The organism is Neorhizobium populisoli (assembly GCF_019430945.1).
In the GTDB taxonomy this organism is placed as follows: domain Bacteria; phylum Pseudomonadota; class Alphaproteobacteria; order Rhizobiales; family Rhizobiaceae; genus Neorhizobium; species Neorhizobium populisoli.
This window is the reverse complement of record NZ_JAHYCB010000008.1, coordinates 151,619-168,736: the sequence shown is the minus strand read 5'-3', so window position 1 is coordinate 168,736 and position 17,118 is coordinate 151,619. Positions and strand designations below refer to the sequence as shown.

The window sequence follows — 17,118 nt, the reverse complement described above, 5'->3', positions numbered from 1 at the left end:
AATGGTGGGACCGTACCCCTTAAACAAATAAATTCAATGCTTTAGGGAGGTCAGGCAGGAGATTTCTCTTGAGCAGCCCAACCCTTTCGTTAACCTTTTTGCAGCACCAATCTTTAACAATTGGTTAATGCAAAGGGTAATATTAACAATCGGAGCTCATTTCTTCATAATTCTTACCTGAACGTAAATCTTGAAGCCTTTGGTATCAGGGACCGCAATCAGATAATTCCGACGGAGTCCATCGAGACAGGACGTCTGCAACCAATGCAAACTCGGGTTCGAATTCCGCAACTAAACTCTTCATACTTTCCTCCACATTGGCAGCATCGTGGATGTCGCTTACCGGCGCATCATTTCCGGTCAAAAATCTGGAGTAAAGGCGGCCCTTATCCGTCGCGCCTATCGGAAATCGAATTCGAAGCGAATCGTTTGTGATTGCCGCCTTCTGGATAGCTAAGATTACCGCCCTGCGTTTCCCGTGGTCTGCAACAGGCCCAACTTCAGCGTGCAACCTAAGTGTGCCTGAAATTCCATCACCGTCGGGCAGGATCTCCATCAGCGCGATGAAAGGGAATCCAGCCCACCAATTTTGGCACCCCGGCCATTCTGCTTTCGTTCGCACCAACTCTTCTTCCCACGACGTCGGCAGAAAACTGACAAGGGTCTTTTTGAGGCTGTGATAGGTGAAGTCCGAGTTGCCAATTCTGGCTACCCTCCCCTTCGAAGGATTTTCCCCAAACAAACGATGTAAAGCTGGGATGAAGCTGTTTTCACGCTTCTTATTCTGAAGTAAGCCCAGCCGCTGTTTGGTATCGTTGAAAAGCCCTAGAGCATTATCGCGCTTGAGGAATGAAGGTTTTTTCATTGAGAAGCGCCTTGCCTGTAAACCGGATCTCGATCGCGTCGCGCTTTGAAATTGCACGGCGATTCGAATTTTACGCTAATGGTGTCGGCGCTACACACTTGCAGATAATTTTTATCAACAGAAATCGATCGCCTCGCTCATCGGCGCGAAACGTCGTATAGCGCGACAATTAGGATGAGACGAATCTCACCTAGATTGCCGCTATGCATCGTCGCACTCGATCGACAAGAGCCGCACCCGCCTTGGCTACAATCCGCACTACACAAGCCTGGAAGCCATCTTCCAATCCGTCCGCGCCCTGATCGCGACTGGCAAGGTCGTCGCCCCTGCCGGCGACCGCTGATCCTTCATCCTGAAGGTTGCGCGGCGACGGTGGTCGATCTCCCTACCCCCCGCTTGAGCCTACCGGCGCCAGCACCCGTTGCGCGCCAGCGGGTGCTGGCGTGTCTTGATTCAAGAGGTTCCCTTGTTCCAACTCTCCACCCAGCACCGCCGCTTTTTTCTGAGCTTCGGGCTGTCGCTGATGCTGTGCATAACACCCCAATAGCAGAAGAGCGAGGCACCGATCCGATCAGCAGGCCGGCAGCTACTACAACAATGCTACAAGGAGGAGGCCGCGCAGCGCGGCTTCTATGAAGGCCGGAGTGTGGGTGTAAGTCGTTTAGCGACGAGCGTCGGTAATCAGTTGATATACGTGTGGCTATTGAGTGGAACATGCGCGTACGCACAACTTTGTCGCGCACTCAAATGATGCCAGCAAAGCCTTAACGAAACATATTTCCAGACAGCGTGACGAGATCGGCGCCGTGGTCTACGACGAGTCACGTTTCGAGCGCTCATGGAGAGCTTCGGCATCCAGCTTTTCAAACTCAAGCCTAAGAAGTTGCCTTAGTTGTGCCTTTCGCTCAGGATCAGCCTCAGTCCGAAGAAGATTTTGAAAATGCTCGATCGTCTTCAAGATCGTATACCGCCTCATTGGACTTTCCTCCCAGCTTCGAAGCTGGAGCAGAGTTGACCAATGTCAAATGGCTACACCCAGGTCCCGAGGAGTGACATTGCGAGAAGCGCTGCTCCGCGACCAAGAACGTAAATCATCTGATCCACATAGATCGGCATCCTGACAGGTGTTCGACCCGAGTGGAGGATTGTACGTGTCTGTGAGCAAAATAATCACAGCATCGACTTTGGACGTCTCCGCGAGACGATATTAGCGGGACCATCTTCTCGCTGACCGAAGGGTCCACCGCGTCTCGGAAGGTACTGTGCACACCCGGTTGCGTCCCGCGTTTTTGGCCATGTAGAGCGCCTGATCGGCCTCCATCAACACGGATGAAACGGAAGCACCGTTTGATCCTGCGACTGCAGTTGATACGCCAATGCTGACAGTAACGCTACCGTGAAGAGCGTTGCCGATATGGTCTATGTTGAGATTTTCGACCGCTCGCCGGACGTTTTCCGCCACAAGCGCTGCGCCGTCGGCATCTGCTCCGGGCAACAGGAGAGCCAGTTCCTCTCCTCCGTACCGCGCCGCCAGATCACCTTGCCGGCAGGCCGCGCCCTGCAAAGCTTGCGCCATGGCTTTGAGGCACGCATCGCCTGCCTCATGCCCATAGGTGTCATTGAACTTCTTAAAATTGTCAGCATCGATCAGAAGAAAGGAGACGGGTGCCGCAAGAGATGTCGTCGATGCAAATTCTGCCAATCGTTCATCCAAAGCGCGCCTATTGGCAAGACCGGTCAAAGCGTCTGTCCGGGCGAGCGTATCAAGCCGATCGCGTTCTTCCTTCTCCCGCGTGATGTCCCGGGTCACGGCAACGATACTGGCAGGGGCCTCAGGGTGCGGCTCACAACGGCTGAACGTGGTTTCCACCCATATGGTGCGACCGTCAGGCAGCCTGCGGCGGGCCGTGATCTTCTCCGAGCGCACACCCGATGCCATTCTTTCCAACGCCCATCTGACACTGGACGCGCTATCCTCGTCCAGCCCTTCCAGCATGTTTTTCCCCTTCAGGTCTTCCGGAGCTATGCCATAAAGGGCCAGAGATGCAGGGGAGACGTATTCCCGTGTTCCACCAAGGCTCAAACGCTGAATAAGATCAGCAGAGTTTTCCGCAATGAGGCGCAACTCCTCTTCGCGGCGTCTGAGGTCGCGTTGGCTCTTGCGCCGAAGCTTCGCCTGGATGCTCCAGCGCCAGCCTGCCACAGATGCAAGGACAAGCATGGCAAGGAAGGTTGGCCAACGGATTTGCGCGCTGTTGATCCAGTCGGAAAGCGTTTCAGCCCGCGACGCTGCAGTCTGCACAACAATGCCACTGGTCGGGCTCTTGACGAAGGCGCTGATACGTTCAACCGTGTCCACGGGGGATCGGTAATGGTAGACGCCAGTTGACCCCTGTCTCAGGTAGAGCTGGAACAGGTCGTGGCTGCTGATATCCTTCCCGAGGAGGTCCTCCTGTAACGGCAGTCGTGTCAGCACCATCCCGTCGCTGCGGACAAGCAGGAAAGCCCCATCATCACCAACATCGAAGTTTCGAAAGAAGTCTGCAAAGTATCGAAGCGAGACTGTTGCGATGACTATACCGCCGAATGAGCCATCGTGGTTTTCGTAACGGCGGGAGATGGTGATAATCCAGCCCCCGCGCAGCCGATCGACGACAGGCGGACCGATGTAAGGAACCGAACTGCTGTTGGATTCGTGGTATTTGAAGTAGGCTCGGTCGGTAAAGCTGACTTCCTTCGGCGCACCGGAAACAGAAGTGGCGACGAGCCGCCCATCGGGCCCGATGAACGATAGGGAGTCGATCCGGCGGGCCGATGCGACCTGCCCTTTCATGACATTGACGAGCTTGTCGTGAAGTGCCGTCGATCCGACTTCATCGTGGAGTTCCGTCGTGAGATCCGAAAGCGCAAGTTCTGCGACCTGGAGAGTGTCATCCACATGTTGCGCGATGGCGCGCGAGTCCTGAAGCAGTTCATGCTCAATGTGGGCGACGGTTGATACCCAACCCGCGTATTCGTCCCATAGAACGACCGATAAGAGGCCGACGACAGACACGATGAACATCGTGAGATTCAGCGTCGCAGCCCTGCTGCGACTCGCATACGTTGTTGCGTCCACGATGTCCTCCGTACTGACAGGAGCCTATCACCTCACCTTTTTCGCGCCTGCTAATGAGCAGAGGCGGCTTATTGTGGATGAAAGTTTGGCTACTCTTCTGCGGCGTGCCGGCGGAGGCGTTGAGAAACCCGCCACTACGGGAACTCGGCCCTCTCCTGACCGAAAAAGATGTCGCATTTACGAACTCAGGCCGCCCTTTTGTCGTAGCGACCGACGGCATTCCCGCTTTCCTTGTCTGGTGTGGCGGCCTCAGGGTCTCGTTGCTTTGCCCGGCGATTGAGCTTGAAGCGGCTGACGAGTTCGGTCAAGGCGGTTGCGCCTGTCGCAAGTGCTCGGCTGATTTCACTCGTCTGCTCGGCCATGCCCGCGTTATGCTGGGTCATCGTGTCGATCGAGTTGATCGCGGCGTTGATTTCGCCGATCCCAACAGACTGCTCGGATGCCGCAGTTGCGATCGCATCGACATTACGGTCAATGGCAATAACAAGCTGCTCGATTTCTTGCAGTGCTCGCCCCGTGTCTCCTACAAGGCGAACCCCTTGCACCAACTCGTGAGCCGAGTTCGCAATCAGGTTCTTGATCTGTTTGGCAGCGTCAGCGGAGCGTTGCGCCAGCTCTCGGACCTCCTGCGCGACGACAGCGAAGCCTTTGCCCGCATTTCCCGCTCGGGCCGCCTCGATAGCCGCGGATGAGGTCACCGATATCGGCAATAACGTTCACAACTGGCCCCCATGGCCAAGGCGGCAATGGACGCGCTGAAGGTCGATACGCTCGATGCCATCGCCGACCGTGGTTATTTCAACGGAGCTGAACTGCTGAGCTGTCATGAGGCTGGGATCACGGCAACAGTTCCGAGACCTGGGACATCGAATAATCGTAAGAAGGGCATTGTTCGTGAAGGCCGATTTGTCTACGACGGCAGCGCCGATACATATGTTTGCCCTGCCGGGAAGGCGCTGGCGTACAGATGCCACGGAGGAAAAGGGCCTGATGCTTCGGTGCTACTGGCGCACGGATTGTCCGTCATGCCCCCTCAAGACACGATGCACAACAGGCAACGAACGGCGGATCACACGCTGGGAGCACGAGCATCTGATCGACGCTATGTATTCCCGAATGGAAGACAATCCGGGCCTCATGCGCACCCAGAGATGCACGGTCGAGCGTCCATTCGGAACCATCAAGGCATGGATGGGCGCAACTCATTTCCAGATGCGCAGATTGAAAAACGTCAGGACAGAAATGGCGCTGCACGTGCTGACCTACAACATCAAACGGAGGATCAACATGATTGGAGCAAGAGCGCTCATCAGAGCCATGGCCGCTTGAAGTAGGCGCTGAACCGCCATTTTGGCCCCAAGAGCCGCCCAATTGAACCATCATGACCATCTCCGACGCCTTCCAGCATCCGACAAGCGCAACATCTAGCCAATTCCGCCAGACCAAGCTCAATTACGAATTGCTACGAGATGCGCTGGTGTTTTCACACAGCCTCGGCCCAATCCGGTCATCGGCGACCGAATGCGGTGAGGCGGCTCTGCGCCTCCCAAAGGGACATAGAGCTGGCGGCCACCTGACCTGAAGCCGACATCGCGACGGCGCGCATACCGACAGCACTGGCGCTGAATCTTCGCCACGGTAATTTACGTCGAAGCTGTCAGCGATGAAACGCGAGACCATCAGTCAACGCGTTCCACCGCCAACAGGGCCACATGGGTTCAAGCGTCGGCCGCCTTGGCCGCCATCGTCGCCTTTGCCCACCATGCCAGCTCGTCCAAAGCCATCTTGGCCGACGGCAGCAAGTTTGCCTCTATGTCCTCGATAGGCTTGTTTCCGCCTCTGGGCGCAACCGCCATGAAATCTCTGCCGCCGATGTGGACCGCCGCATGCGTCGAGACCATCTGCAGCTCGACCGCGATGCTGCGCAGGTGCTCAAGGGCGCGGGCTCCGCCCGTTCCACCATAGGCGATGGCGCTGAACGGCTTCCTGTTCCATTCCTTGTAAGCCTGATCGAGCGCGTTTTTCAGTACGCCGGTGATGGAATGGTTGTATTCCGCGACAACGAAGATGTAGCCGTCGAAACGCCCGATGGTTTCCTGCCAGCGGATGGCTTCCGGATGCTGGCTCGGCATCCAGAGGTTCGATGCCATTTCGTCAAAGAACGGCAGAGGATGGTCGCGAAGATCGATGATCTCCACGTCCATATCGCCTCGCGCCTGCGCCTGCTTCAGCATCCATTGGGCGGGCTTGTCGGCAAATCTCGTGGGTCGCGTGGAACCGATGATGAGGGCAATGCGGGGTTTGGAAGTCATGGCTATTCCCTTTGATACAACTGGTGAATTTGCGGCGGTTACGTCTGATCAGCGTGCGAAGGCACGAAGGGCGGCGCGCTGGAGATAGATCAGCCACAGGAGGAGAGCTGCAATCGCGACGCAGTGGATCCAGTCCATGTGCAGAATGACCACCTGGGCAACGGAGGCACCGAGGTCCACCACGAGCAGGAGGATCGCGCCGAAAACGGAGAACCGGGGGACAAGCACGGCGAGTCCGCCGACCAGTTCAAGAGCTCCGGTGAAATAGCGAAACCACTGACCCAGCCCGACAAGGTCGAATTCGGCCACCATATTGAGCTGACCGCTCAGCTTCATAAACGAAAAGAACAAAAAGGCGGCGCCCAGGAGGACCCGCAGGACCCATATGCCGATCTCCGTGGAACGGATTTGGCTGTGAGCGGTAGATGTCATGTCGATACTTTCCTTGAATAGGGATGAACCCCGGCCTTGATTCGGGATTACCCCGGGTTGGGTTTCAGGGAGCGGAGACGACGGGGGCGCCGAACCGGTAACTTGACACCGTGATCATCCCCATAAAATCATCCTGATGATAGATTCGCGCACCGGCATCGCCGTCGGCAGCCCCGACAGCCACCATCAGCGGAATGAGGTGGTCTTCCTGCGGATGGGCCAGGCGAGCCGCTGGCGCGTCACTCCATCGCAGCAATTCGCGCTCTCGTTCATCTGCCGGGACGTCTACCAAGGTGTGCCCGAGCCACCGGTCGAAGGCCGCAGAGGCATCTTTTCCTGCGCAGCTGCGCATGGCCCGCGTGTCATGAAAGCTAAAGCCGCTGCCGATGATCAGCACGCCCTGTTTGCGCAGAGGCGTCAGCAATTTCCCGACCTTTATGTGCTCGGCAGGATCGTAGCGGGCGTTGATCGACAGCTGCAGCAACGGCACATCGGCATCCGGATATATCGTATGCATGACCGTGAACGTGCCGTGGTCGAAGCCGCGGGAGGGATCGAGGCCCGACGGGACGCTCGCCTGCTCGAGCATGTCGCTCACCGTCGCGGCCAGGGCCGGGGCGCCGGGCGCGTCGTAGCGGATGCGATAGGTGTGCTCGGGAAAACCGCCGTAATCATAGACCATCGGCGGACGGGCGGACGAGGACAGCAGATAGCGATCCGCCTCCCAATGCCCGGAGATCATCAGCACGGCGCGGGGCGCCTCGCCGAGTTCACGCCGCACCGCATGCAGCGAAGCCTCAAGGCGGTCATACATCGACCCCCCTTCAGCCTTGAGCCAGGGCCACGGACCTCCACCGTGGGAGAGAAAATAGGTTGGTAGCCCGGTGCTGCTCATGGCGGTCCCTTCGCCCAAGCCACCATGGCTTGGTTTCCGAATGAAACCAGATTACAATTGATCTTCACTTGCCCACAAGGAGGCACTTTGCAGCAACCAGGTAACCCTCCGGAAACCGCCAACTGTGTTCTCATCGGCAGGATGCTGTCGCGGGTCACGGACAAATGGACGGTTCTGATCGTACGCGTGTTGGGACGCGGACCTTGCCGGTTCAATGCGCTGAGACGACAGGTCGGCGAAATCAGCCAGAAAGTGCTGGCGTCATCCTTGCGCGATCTTGAAGAAAACGGCTTCGTCTCGAGAACGGTGACGCCGGTCAATCCACCACAGGTCGAATATGCGCTGACGGAACTGGGCGAGGAATTCCTGCGCCCAGTCAGAGCGCTGGCCGAGTGGGTCCTGGAAAACCACAGCCGGATAGACGAGGCCCGCGCCAAATTTGCCGAACGGCGCTCGGAAGCAGATTGACCACTTCAGCCATGTTCGCTTCCGTTGGTCTGCCTTGGCAACGGACAGTCTCCTCCCGGCCCCATTACAGCCGTCAACTTCGACGCCGCTGACGTCTCCTGTTGGCGCGAAGCGGAAGATGCGTTCCGGCCACTGCGAACGTTGTCGTTGCGTGCGGCTATCACTATTAGCCGAACTGCAGGGATAGGCTCAGTCCGACCAGGCTGAGAACAAGGATCCCTCCCGCCAAAATCACCCAATCCTTGCGATTCCGGCGCTCGATAGATCGCCATATCACGTCGATTATCACGTCGATCGGGTTCAGTGGATTTGACCTCGGAGCAATGTCTTGCGTTCGAAAGCTAGACGGAACTTGCAGGTAGCGCAACGGCAGCAAAGTCGAGTTGTCGTAGATCTGCTTAAACTCGCTGCCCGCTTACGGGTTGTCGAGGATCGCGGACACCATGTCGAGGAACTCGGTAACCGATTGGCCGATCTCCGCAGGCTGGAAATCCTGCCCAAAACGCCTGATGAACTCTTCGTCGGCATGGTTGTGATAGCGCTCCAGGAAGATCTTCATGCCGGCCAGTACGCCTTTGCGGGTCGCGGCATCAGCCCTGCCCGCGAAATTTGCGATCGCCTCCGGCACGCTTTCTGCCCGGGGTAACGTTCGCCAGCATTTCGCGCTGACGAAATCCTCTCGACTCTGCCCACACTGCGGAACTCGTAAAAACAATGCTATCTGAGTTGCTGCGCGCGCTGGACGGACGGTAGGGAGCCGCACCGATCCAACCTGGCAAATTGAAGGAACCCGGCGTCGCAACGCCGCGTTCTGCGACTTCGAAATTGCCCCTCCAAACATTTCAGCTCGCCGTCCGTATGTTCGGAGCCGCACGAGACAGGTATTCGTGGATCTGCGAGACGACGGCGGCGCCCTCGCCGACCGCGGCGGCAACGCGTTTGGTGGATCCCGACCTTGCATCCCCGATGGCGAAAACACCTGCTGAGCTTGTCTCAAGTGGCAGGACCGGGCGGCCTCCCGGATCGGGTCTGCCCGTCAGCACGAATCCCTTGTCGTCCACAGCAACCGGCGACGCGATCCATGCTGTGTTCGGATCCGCACCGATGAATAGGAAAAGATGGCGGATGTCGAAGACCCTTTCGGCCCCGGACGAACGATCGCGCATCATTGCTCCCGTCAGGCCAGTCGCGCGGTCACCCTCCAACTCGACGATCTCGCTACCGACGTGGATCTCGACGTTGGGAAGTGCGGCGATCCGATCTATCAGATAGCTGGACATCGTGTCAGCAAGTGCTCTGCGGACCACGACATGAAGCTTTCTCACCCGCTGTGCCAGGAAGGCGATCGCCTGCCCTGCTGAATTCCCTCCTCCGACAAGGACCACCTCTTCGCCTTCACAAAGCTTCGCCTCGATGGGAGAAGCCCAGTATGAAACGCCGTTCCCTTCGAAATCTGCTATGTTTGTGATAGGCGGACGGCGGTAGCGGGCTCCGGATGCGATCACCACCGTCCGGGCATCGACGCTTTGTCCGTCGTCCAGTTGAAGTTTCAGAACCGCTCCTGCTCCTCCGGGTGATGGCGCATTTGCAAGGTTACGGACCCCGAGGGGGTACGCGATTTCCGCACCGAACTTCAGAGCTTGATTGAACGCGCGCCCTGCCAAGGCCTGCCCCGATATTCCCGCGGGAAAACCGAGGTAGTTCTCTATCCGGGTTGAAGCGCCTGCCTGTCCTCCGGCGGACCGTTCGTCGATGGCCAGAACGTGAAGTCCTTCCGACGCGGCATAGACCGCTGCCGCAAGCCCAGCAGGACCTGCGCCGACGATGGCCACGTCATAAATCGCGCCGTGCACGAGATCGGGAGTGACACCCAGGTAGATGGCGGCCTCGCGGTCGGTAGGATCCTTGAGAACCGTCCCGGCCGGGCAGACCATCAGGGGTAGCTCGCCGATCTGAATACCGAGACGGTCGACGAGTTCACGACCTTCACCGTCGGCATCGGCGTCAAGAACGACGTAAGGATATCCGCTCCGCGCGAGGAAGCCCTGGAGCCGCACCAGGTTCTGACTGCCCGGTTTCCCGATAAGCACCGAGCCCGCACCGCCCTCGTCGATCAGCGCGACACGGCGAAGAATGAAGGCGCGCATCACGATTTCGCCGATGTCAGCCGAGCCAATTATCAGCGACCTGAGATGCGGTGCGTCGAAGGAGAATGCGGCGCATCCCCCTGATCCGGCACGTCCACCCGCAAGAGACGGGCGGCCTGAAAGCTGGCTGACCTCGCCCGAGAACTGCCCGGCGACATGGCTTGTCACCATGACTTCTCCGCTCAGGCCATCGTGGCGGACCACATCCATCGATCCCTCGAGGACCAGCCAGGCAGGGATGTGCTTGTCGCCGACCGAGAAGATCGTTTCGCCCGGCTGGAAGTACCGCAGATTTCCATCGGCGAAACGCTTCGCCGTGTCCACCTGATGCGGATCGAGGGTGGGGAACATCTGGTAGTCACGGCTACCACCGCTGGTCATCTCCGACCCTCCTCAGTAGTAACGGGGAATCGGACCGCGCTGAGGCGTCTGATCCGGGAGATCCACGAACACCTCATCGACATAGCACCATCCCCAACCTTCAGGAGGATCGTAGCCCTCGATGATCGGGTGCCGCGTCTCATGAAAGTGAGCCGTCGCGTGCTTCCCGACCGACTGATCGCAGCACCCCACATGGCCGCACTCCCGGCAAATGCGCAGATGAAACCAGGTCTGGTTCTCCTGAAGGCATTCCTCGCAACCAATCGTTCTCGGCGTGACCGCACGGATCGTGGTTTGGTGACTGCATCCACTCATGCTTGTTCTCCATCATGTCTTGTTTTGGTCGATTTCCACTTCGCCGAAAGGCTCCTAGCTCCTGCTGAGGGCGCTCTCCATCGCGGCGATGAGACATTCGAATTCGACGGGCTTTCCCAGGAACGCAAGGGCTCCGCCATCCATTGCAGCGGACCGCGTTCGCTCGTCGTGGTACGAAGTCATGAAGATGATCGGCGGCCTGGGCGGATCCGCATTTAGCAAGGTCTGAAGCTCGAGTCCTGAAATGCCCGGCATCTTCACGTCCAGAAGCATGCAGTCGACCTCGCTCCGCTCCTCCAGCGCCAGGAACTCTTCGGCCGAGGAGAAAAGGCGGCTCTCGTAACCGCATGACTTGACCATGTCATCCAGCGCTTCGCGCATGGCCTGGTCGTCGTCGATGATAGCGACGGTGGATACTTGAGACACGGGGACGGCCTGTTCTGTTATTATCATCCCCTCTTTTATGCTCCTGTCGGACCCGGCTCGATACCAGACTATGGTGTAGGTCGGGATGCCGACGCTTCAAGCAGCTCGGACTTGCGCACCAGATCGGCCACGGAGCGCGCGTCCATCTTGCGCATGACGTTGCCCCGGTGAAGTTTCACGGTGATCTCGCTGATCCCCAGATTGAACGCGATCTGCTTGTTCATAAGGCCTTCTACGACTGCCGCCATCACCTCGCGCTCTCTCGGTGTGAGTGTCGCCGCAAGGGAAGCAACAGCGTCGGAAGCCGCGTTCTCCCGGCGCCGTTTAGCATCTCGGTCGAGGGCGACCGTCACGGCATCAAGAAGGTCCTGATCCCGGAACGGCTTCGTCAGGAAGTCGACCGCCCCCGCCTTCATTGCACGGACGGACATCGGGATGTCACCGAAACCCGTCATGAAGATGATGGGCATGTGGCTTCCGATCCGGTCGAGGTGGCCCTGGAAGTCCAGTCCACTCATCCCGGGCAGCCTCACATCGAGGAGAATGCAACCCGGTCGGTCGCGGTCGAACGATTCCAGGAACGCCTGCGTCGTCTCGAAGGCGATGCTCGCGATCTGCATCGATTGCAGCAGGTCGGTGAGCGCCTCACGCATGGATTCATCGTCGTCGAGAATGTAGACTATCGGTCCTGCGGCAACCTGCCTCGCCGTGCTCCTGGTAATGACTTCAGTCATCAGCTTTCTCGCTTATCGGAATCGTTATCTCAAACACTGCGCCCCCGTCCGGATGGTTGCGTGCCAAGAGGTCGCCGCCCCGCGCCTCCATCATGCTCTTGCAGATCGACAGGCCCATCCCCATGCCGGTCGCCTTGGTCGTGAAGAATGGCTCGAACAGTCGGGCCGCGGCGTCCTCGGCTATGCCCGGACCAAAGTCTCTGACCGACAGTACCGTTGAGCCGTCAGACCGTCGCTCCGATTCGATCAATATCCGCCGACGAGCGACGTTCGTCTCTGCCATGACCTGAATCGCATTCGACATGAGGTTGATCAGGACCTGCTGCAGCTCGATCCTAACTGCGGCCACGGTTCTTGCCCCGGGGCCATATGTGACGTCGACCGTCACGTCCTCCCTGCCGAGATCGTGATCCATCAGCGCCCGGGTCTCCGCAATCAGCTCCGGTAGGGCGACTTCCTCGGGATTCTGGATTTCGTGCGAAAGCATCGAACGGGTATTCCGGATAATGTCGCTTGCCCGCTTGCTGTCGCGGATCATCCGCTCCGCGGATCTGCGGATCGCGGCAAGATCGGGAGGGTCTCGATCGATCCAGCGCAGCGCCGTCTGTGCGTTCACGACCAGCGCCCCGAGCGGTTGGTTGAGTTCGTGAGCAAGCGACGCCGAAAGCGCTCCGACCGTTGCTGCGCGGGAGGCGCGCGTGAGATCTGCCTGAGCCTCGAGGAGCGCCTTCTGTGTCATCTCGCGTTCGGTTATGTCCACCATCCCGACCACGACCCTATCGAATCTCGACGGATCGTCGGGCAGCGTCATGCTCAGCAGAACAAGTTTCGTCTGCCCGTCCGCCGCCATCAGGTTCCCCTTGCCTTCGAACGAGCCTTCTTGGTTGAAGATCGCGACCATCAGTTCGAGGAATGTCACCTCGTTGGGTGCGAGATAACTCCGCATAGAGCCGTCAGGAGCTATCTCTCCGATATCCCCGAGCAAGTCGCGGGCAGCCGCATTCGCGGCAACAGTCCTGATAAGTGCTATGCAGTCCGAAATCACGTCGGGATGGGTCTTCGCATAGTCCCGAAGATCGACTACCCCCTTCGCTTTCAGATCCATGAGGAAGTATCTCACCTGAGAATAGTCGCGCTCCCAGAGCGCAACGCGGCTCTGTTCGAATATAGAGCGGTAGCGGCTTTCGCTGTCTTTAAGGGCAGCGTTGGATGCGATCAGATCGCTCCTGGCACGATCGTTCCGAAGGATCAGCGAGCAGGTGATGAGCAGCGCTGACAGCGACACCGCCAAGCGCAGCAGTGAGGGGAAGTCCGGGCTGAAGCCGTGAGCCGGAAAATAGGAGATCACCGCCAGGGCGGCGCAGGAGAGGGTGACGGCGCAGATGCCCTTGCGCCCTAGAGTTTCCGCCGCGAGCAAGAGAACGATCACATACAGGACCGCGATGGCACTTTCGATCGAGGTAAACGTGTCGACATAGAACACGGTCGCCGCGAGGATCGATGCGGCCAGCCGGGCCGCCAGGCGCGGCGCGGGCGCACGCGTGGCTATCGCCGGAACGGTCAAGTTGTTGATTCTCATCCAGATCCCTTGCGTTTCGTGCGAACGCATTTTGTCAGTAGATCCAGAATAGTCCATAGGAAGTGTTGAAGGACCTATACAAAGGTCTGGTCTTTCTGCTGCAAGGTAGCCGCGCCTTTCCAAAGTCTTCGAAATCACACGATGACAGGTGGCGCTCGCGCCACGGGACTTCGGCACTGGGGTGAGCGCCGAAGTCCATGGACGGCATTCGTTGCGGTCCAGTCTCCGCGCGGAAATCATTTCCGAGAGACGATCTGAAGATAGGCGGCAGCCGCTATCGACGGAACCATACGAAGGTATTGATCGGCTCCCCAAGAGGCGAAGGTCGGCGCAGCCTACCCATAAGTATAGGCATCCTTACACCAGCATTGAATTTCGTTTGATCCTGGCCGGGCCTAGCTTCAGCTCAGCCGCCAGAAGCCCGATCGGGTCACGATCGGGGATCCGCGGCAAGCGTCAACATTCCAGCTTTAGGAGAGAGATCATGGACCGCATCGCCGTCAAAGAACGCTGCAAGGCACCCCTGACAACACCCTCGGACTTTCAGGCACACGCAGTTACGGAAATATCGGCCGCTCTAACGACCCTACTTGCGGACGCCTTCGCGCTCTACCTGAAAACAAAGAATTTCCACTGGCATATGAGCGGACCGAATTTCCGCGACTACCATCTCATGCTCGATGAGCAGGGCGACCAGATCTTCGCAATGACGGATCCGATTGCCGAGCGCGCCCGCAAGATCGGCGGCACCACGTTGCATTCGATCTGGCAGATCGGAAAGCTACAGCGCATCCTCGACAACGACGCGGACTTCGTCACCCCCGGCGACATGCTGGCCGAGCTGAAAGACGACAACCAGCGCTTCGCCTCCTTCATGCGGCAGACGCACGAACTGTGTGCGGAATACAACGACGTGGCCACGACTAGCCTCCTGGAGGTCTGGATCGACGAGGCGGAGCGCCGTGCATGGTTTCTCTTCGAAACGACCCGCAACGCCGCATAGAAGCTACCAGTTTTCGGAAGGTGCAATCATGACCACCATCAGTGAAGAAGTCGCGGGCCCAAGGCCAATGAGCCAGATGGGGCTTGTCGCCATGGCTGTGGCCGCCGGCATCGCGGTCGCGAACATCTACTACAACCAGCCGATGCTCGGGATCATCGAAGCGGAATTTCCGGGCGATCATGTCGTCGGCATGGTTCCGACCGCCACCCAGCTCGGGTATGCGGTCGGACTGTTCCTGCTGCTCCCGCTCGGAGACCTGGTCAATCGGCGCTGGCTGATCATCGGCCAGTTCATCATCCTCGCGGGCTCACTTGCTCTTGCCGCGGTCGCTCCGACGCCAGCACTCCTGATCGCCGCCTCGCTGATCGTGGGCGCAAGTTCCACGGTCGCACAGCAGATCGTTCCGTTCGCCGCATCTCTCGCGCCGCCGGAAAGACGAGGCGCGACGATCGGTACGGTTATGGCGGGTGTCCTGTCCGGCATCCTCTTCAGCCGGACGCTTTCAGGTTTCGTCGGCGAGCATGCCGGGTGGCGGGAAATGTTCTGGATAGGGGTTCCACTGGCGCTATTCGCGATGGCACTCATGGCTTGGAAGCTGCCTCATCACGAGCCCACTGCGCGTCTGCCCTACCACCATGCCATCGCCTCGCTTGCAGGACTGTGGAAGCGTGAGCGCACGCTTAGGGCGGCGACCTTCATCCAGGCGTTCCTGTTTGCTTCGTTCACCGTCTTCTGGACCATCCTGGCGCTGTACCTTCAAGGCCCGCAGTACAATCTTGGTGCGGACATTGCCGGACTGTTCGGCGTCGTCGGCGCGGTAGGCATCTTCGCCGCTCCGCTCGCAGGTCGGATAGCCGACCGTAGAGGACCGCATTTCGTGGTCTGGCTAGGCGGGCTGCTGACCGTCGCAGCCTGGATGCTCTTCGGGTTCTGGCCGTCGCTGGTCGCCCTGGTCCTCGGTGTGATCGTTCTTGATTTCGGAATCCAGGGAGCGCTGATCTCGAATCAGCACATCATCTACGCACTCGATCCGAACGCCCGCAGCCGCATCAACACGATCTTCATGACCGGAATGTTCCTGGGTGGCGCAGCCGGATCGGCGCTGGCGACCGCAGCCTGGAGCCAGGCTGGCTGGCCCGGAGTCAGCATTCTCGGCGCGTCGCTAGGGGTCATCGCAGTGGCGATAAAAGCCGCCCATCACCGGGCAGCCTCCCCCGCGCCCGTCGAGAGGAGCCCGTCATGAGAAAACTCAGGATCGGAATCGTCGGAGGCTCCCTTGCAGGGCTGTTCGCGGGGATCCTTCTTCAGCGGGCGGGGCATGAGGTTGCAATCTACGAGCGCTCGGCGCACGGACTGGGAGGGCGAGGCGCGGGCCTCGTCCCCCAGCAGGAGCTCTTCGACCTCCTCCGCGTGATCGGAGCCGAGGATGCGGCGGAGACGGGAGTGGTCGCGAAGGAGCGGATCTATTTCGATCGGGACGGAAGCATCCTCCAGCGCATGCGGATGCCCCAGACGCAGATCTCATGGGATTACCTCTATGACAGAGTCATGTCGCACCTCGCTCCCAGCGCTTTCAGGCTCGACCGGGAAGTGGTGGACGTCGCTGACGGCGAAAATGGCGCGGAGATCGTGTTTCGCGATGATACCAAGCAATCAGTCGATCTCGTTGTAGGAGCCGACGGTGTAGGCTCTGTCGTGCGAGCCACGGTCAACCGGACGGATCACGCCAACCTGTTTGCGGGCTACGTCGCGTGGCGCGGACTGATTCCCGAAAAGCATCTCCCCGACGGCGCATCCATCCTGCTCGACCGATTCGCCTTCTACGTTACCACCGGAGTTCACATTCTCGGCTACCTCGTCCCCGGCTCACGGGGCGAGACCATGGTCGGCCACCGCAGATACAACTGGGTCTGGTACCGCCCGACAGAGCTCAAGGTTCTTGGTCAAACCATGACCGACGAACACGGACATGAATCGAAATACTCGCTTCGACGTGGTGGCCTGACCCTCGAAAGGCGTGACGCGTTCCGTCGGGATGCCCGCGATCTCCTGCCGCCGCAATTCGCCCTCGCCGTCGAGGCGGAACCAACTCCCTCGATCCAGGGCATCTTTGACTACGCAGCGTCGAGAATGATCGGCGGATCTGTCGCATTGATTGGAGACGCCGCGTTCGTCGCGCGACCACATACGGCTATGGGAGTTTCGAAGGCTGCGGCGGACGTAGTGGCACTGGTTGGTTGCCTGGCCAGAGCGGAAGAGGTCCGGGTTGCCCTGCATGACTTCGAAGCCGCAAGGATCGGGGTTGGTAGAAATACCGTTGAATATGGGCGACGGCTGGGCGCGACCGCCCTCTAGGATTTCAACCGAAAAGCTCATCAGGGCAGGACGGGTTTCGGAAAGGTTCGTCGGTGGACGTTGTTTGCGGCTGGCGCTGTCGTATCGC

General features: G+C 59.1%; 16 protein-coding genes and 1 pseudogene. 5 read left to right on the top strand and 12 right to left on the bottom strand.

Annotated elements, in window-relative coordinates; all coding sequences use genetic code 11:
- Window positions 1–205 precede the first annotated feature (205 nt).
- The 3 genes and pseudogenes from KX729_RS22955 to KX729_RS22945 all read right to left on the bottom strand — a co-directional run.
- On the bottom strand, window positions 206–865 hold the full coding sequence (locus tag KX729_RS22955) for a hypothetical protein (RefSeq protein ID WP_219744814.1): 660 nt from the start codon (window positions 863–865) through the stop codon (window positions 206–208).
- A 1,207-nt stretch (window positions 866–2,072) separates the two neighbouring features.
- Window positions 2,073–3,983 carry a diguanylate cyclase gene (locus tag KX729_RS22950; RefSeq protein WP_219744813.1) on the bottom strand — a complete coding sequence of 637 codons (1,911 nt, stop codon included), beginning with the start codon at window positions 3,981–3,983 and terminating at the stop codon, window positions 2,073–2,075.
- Window positions 3,984–4,168: 185 nt separating this feature from the next.
- Window positions 4,169–4,672 (bottom strand): annotated as a pseudogene (locus tag KX729_RS22945) (methyl-accepting chemotaxis protein); the annotation flags it as partial.
- A gap of 205 nt (window positions 4,673–4,877) precedes the next feature.
- On the opposite strand from KX729_RS22945, the gene KX729_RS22940 reads away from it, so the two are divergent.
- Window positions 4,878–5,312: a transposase gene (locus KX729_RS22940; RefSeq protein WP_219744811.1), complete on the top strand. Its 435-nt coding sequence runs from the start codon at window positions 4,878–4,880 to the stop codon at window positions 5,310–5,312.
- Between the two features lie 389 nt (window positions 5,313–5,701).
- On the opposite strand, the gene KX729_RS22935 is transcribed toward KX729_RS22940, so the two are convergent.
- From KX729_RS22935 to KX729_RS22925, 3 genes are all read right to left on the bottom strand, one after another.
- Window positions 5,702–6,295, bottom strand: coding sequence for an NADPH-dependent FMN reductase (locus KX729_RS22935; RefSeq protein ID WP_219744810.1), 594 nt, complete (start codon window positions 6,293–6,295; stop codon window positions 5,702–5,704).
- A 48-nt stretch (window positions 6,296–6,343) separates the two neighbouring features.
- Complete coding sequence (locus KX729_RS22930; protein ID WP_219744809.1) at window positions 6,344–6,727, bottom strand: DoxX family protein; 384 nt, start codon at window positions 6,725–6,727, stop codon at window positions 6,344–6,346.
- A 64-nt stretch (window positions 6,728–6,791) separates the two neighbouring features.
- Entirely contained in the window at window positions 6,792–7,541 is a 750-nt protein-coding gene (locus KX729_RS22925) for a DODA-type extradiol aromatic ring-opening family dioxygenase (protein WP_376776043.1), read from the bottom strand.
- Window positions 7,542–7,646: 105 nt separating this feature from the next.
- Here KX729_RS22925 and KX729_RS22920 point away from each other — a divergent pair, with 105 nt between their 5' ends.
- Window positions 7,647–8,090 carry a winged helix-turn-helix transcriptional regulator gene (locus KX729_RS22920; RefSeq protein ID WP_219744807.1) on the top strand — a complete coding sequence of 148 codons (444 nt, stop codon included), beginning with the start codon at window positions 7,647–7,649 and terminating at the stop codon, window positions 8,088–8,090.
- 415 nt (window positions 8,091–8,505) lie between these two features.
- Here KX729_RS22920 and KX729_RS34435 read toward each other — a convergent pair whose 3' ends face one another.
- The 6 genes from KX729_RS34435 to KX729_RS22890 all read right to left on the bottom strand — a co-directional run bounded on the left by KX729_RS34435 (window position 8,506) and on the right by KX729_RS22890 (window position 13,672).
- Window positions 8,506–8,718 (bottom strand): contact-dependent growth inhibition system immunity protein, encoded by a 213-nt coding sequence (locus tag KX729_RS34435; RefSeq protein WP_219744806.1) that lies wholly within the window; start codon window positions 8,716–8,718, stop codon window positions 8,506–8,508.
- Between the two features lie 214 nt (window positions 8,719–8,932).
- Window positions 8,933–10,618, bottom strand: a complete 1,686-nt coding sequence (locus KX729_RS22910; protein ID WP_219744805.1) for an FAD-dependent oxidoreductase — start codon at window positions 10,616–10,618, stop codon at window positions 8,933–8,935.
- 12 nt (window positions 10,619–10,630) lie between these two features.
- On the bottom strand, window positions 10,631–10,933 hold the full coding sequence (locus KX729_RS22905) for a UBP-type zinc finger domain-containing protein (RefSeq protein WP_219744804.1): 303 nt from the start codon (window positions 10,931–10,933) through the stop codon (window positions 10,631–10,633).
- A gap of 54 nt (window positions 10,934–10,987) precedes the next feature.
- Complete coding sequence (locus KX729_RS22900; RefSeq protein ID WP_219744902.1) at window positions 10,988–11,359, bottom strand: response regulator transcription factor; 372 nt, start codon at window positions 11,357–11,359, stop codon at window positions 10,988–10,990.
- A 68-nt stretch (window positions 11,360–11,427) separates the two neighbouring features.
- Window positions 11,428–12,093, bottom strand: a complete 666-nt coding sequence (locus KX729_RS22895) for a response regulator transcription factor (protein ID WP_219744803.1) — start codon at window positions 12,091–12,093, stop codon at window positions 11,428–11,430.
- Window positions 12,086–13,672, bottom strand: a complete 1,587-nt coding sequence (locus KX729_RS22890) for a PAS domain-containing sensor histidine kinase (RefSeq protein ID WP_219744802.1) — start codon at window positions 13,670–13,672, stop codon at window positions 12,086–12,088. Before KX729_RS22890 ends, KX729_RS22895 begins: the two co-directional genes overlap by 8 nt.
- Window positions 13,673–14,156: 484 nt before the next feature.
- Here KX729_RS22890 and KX729_RS22885 point away from each other — a divergent pair, with 484 nt between their 5' ends.
- Genes KX729_RS22885 through KX729_RS22875 form a run of 3 tightly spaced genes read left to right on the top strand, consistent with a single transcriptional unit; the run spans window position 14,157 to window position 17,030 of the window.
- Window positions 14,157–14,675, top strand: a complete 519-nt coding sequence (locus KX729_RS22885) for a Dps family protein (RefSeq protein ID WP_219744801.1) — start codon at window positions 14,157–14,159, stop codon at window positions 14,673–14,675.
- 28 nt (window positions 14,676–14,703) lie between these two features.
- Window positions 14,704–15,918: an MFS transporter gene (locus KX729_RS22880; protein WP_219744800.1), complete on the top strand. Its 1,215-nt coding sequence runs from the start codon at window positions 14,704–14,706 to the stop codon at window positions 15,916–15,918.
- Entirely contained in the window at window positions 15,915–17,030 is a 1,116-nt protein-coding gene (locus KX729_RS22875) for an FAD binding domain-containing protein (RefSeq protein ID WP_219744799.1), read from the top strand. The genes KX729_RS22880 and KX729_RS22875 overlap by 4 nt, the downstream gene beginning before the upstream one ends.
- The last annotated feature ends 88 nt before the right edge of the window (window positions 17,031–17,118 follow it).

Bases quoted from the DNA above. Each gene is read 5' to 3' on its own strand.
- KX729_RS22955 (WP_219744814.1), bottom strand. From the start codon at position 865: ATGAAAAAACCTTCATTCCTCAAGCGCGATAATGCTCTAGGGCTTTTC.
- KX729_RS22895 (WP_219744803.1), bottom strand. From the start codon at position 12,093: ATGACTGAAGTCATTACCAGGAGCACGGCGAGGCAGGTTGCCGCAGGA.
- KX729_RS22905 (WP_219744804.1), bottom strand. From the start codon at position 10,933: ATGAGTGGATGCAGTCACCAAACCACGATCCGTGCGGTCACGCCGAGA.
- KX729_RS22935 (WP_219744810.1), bottom strand. From the start codon at position 6,295: ATGACTTCCAAACCCCGCATTGCCCTCATCATCGGTTCCACGCGACCC.
- KX729_RS22930 (WP_219744809.1), bottom strand. From the start codon at position 6,727: ATGACATCTACCGCTCACAGCCAAATCCGTTCCACGGAGATCGGCATA.
- KX729_RS22880 (WP_219744800.1), top strand. From the start codon at position 14,704: ATGACCACCATCAGTGAAGAAGTCGCGGGCCCAAGGCCAATGAGCCAG.
- KX729_RS22875 (WP_219744799.1), top strand. From the start codon at position 15,915: ATGAGAAAACTCAGGATCGGAATCGTCGGAGGCTCCCTTGCAGGGCTG.
- KX729_RS22885 (WP_219744801.1), top strand. From the start codon at position 14,157: ATGGACCGCATCGCCGTCAAAGAACGCTGCAAGGCACCCCTGACAACA.
- KX729_RS22920 (WP_219744807.1), top strand. From the start codon at position 7,647: ATGGCTTGGTTTCCGAATGAAACCAGATTACAATTGATCTTCACTTGC.
- KX729_RS22925 (WP_376776043.1), bottom strand. From the start codon at position 7,541: ATGTATGACCGCCTTGAGGCTTCGCTGCATGCGGTGCGGCGTGAACTC.
- KX729_RS22910 (WP_219744805.1), bottom strand. From the start codon at position 10,618: ATGACCAGCGGTGGTAGCCGTGACTACCAGATGTTCCCCACCCTCGAT.
- KX729_RS22890 (WP_219744802.1), bottom strand. From the start codon at position 13,672: ATGAGAATCAACAACTTGACCGTTCCGGCGATAGCCACGCGTGCGCCC.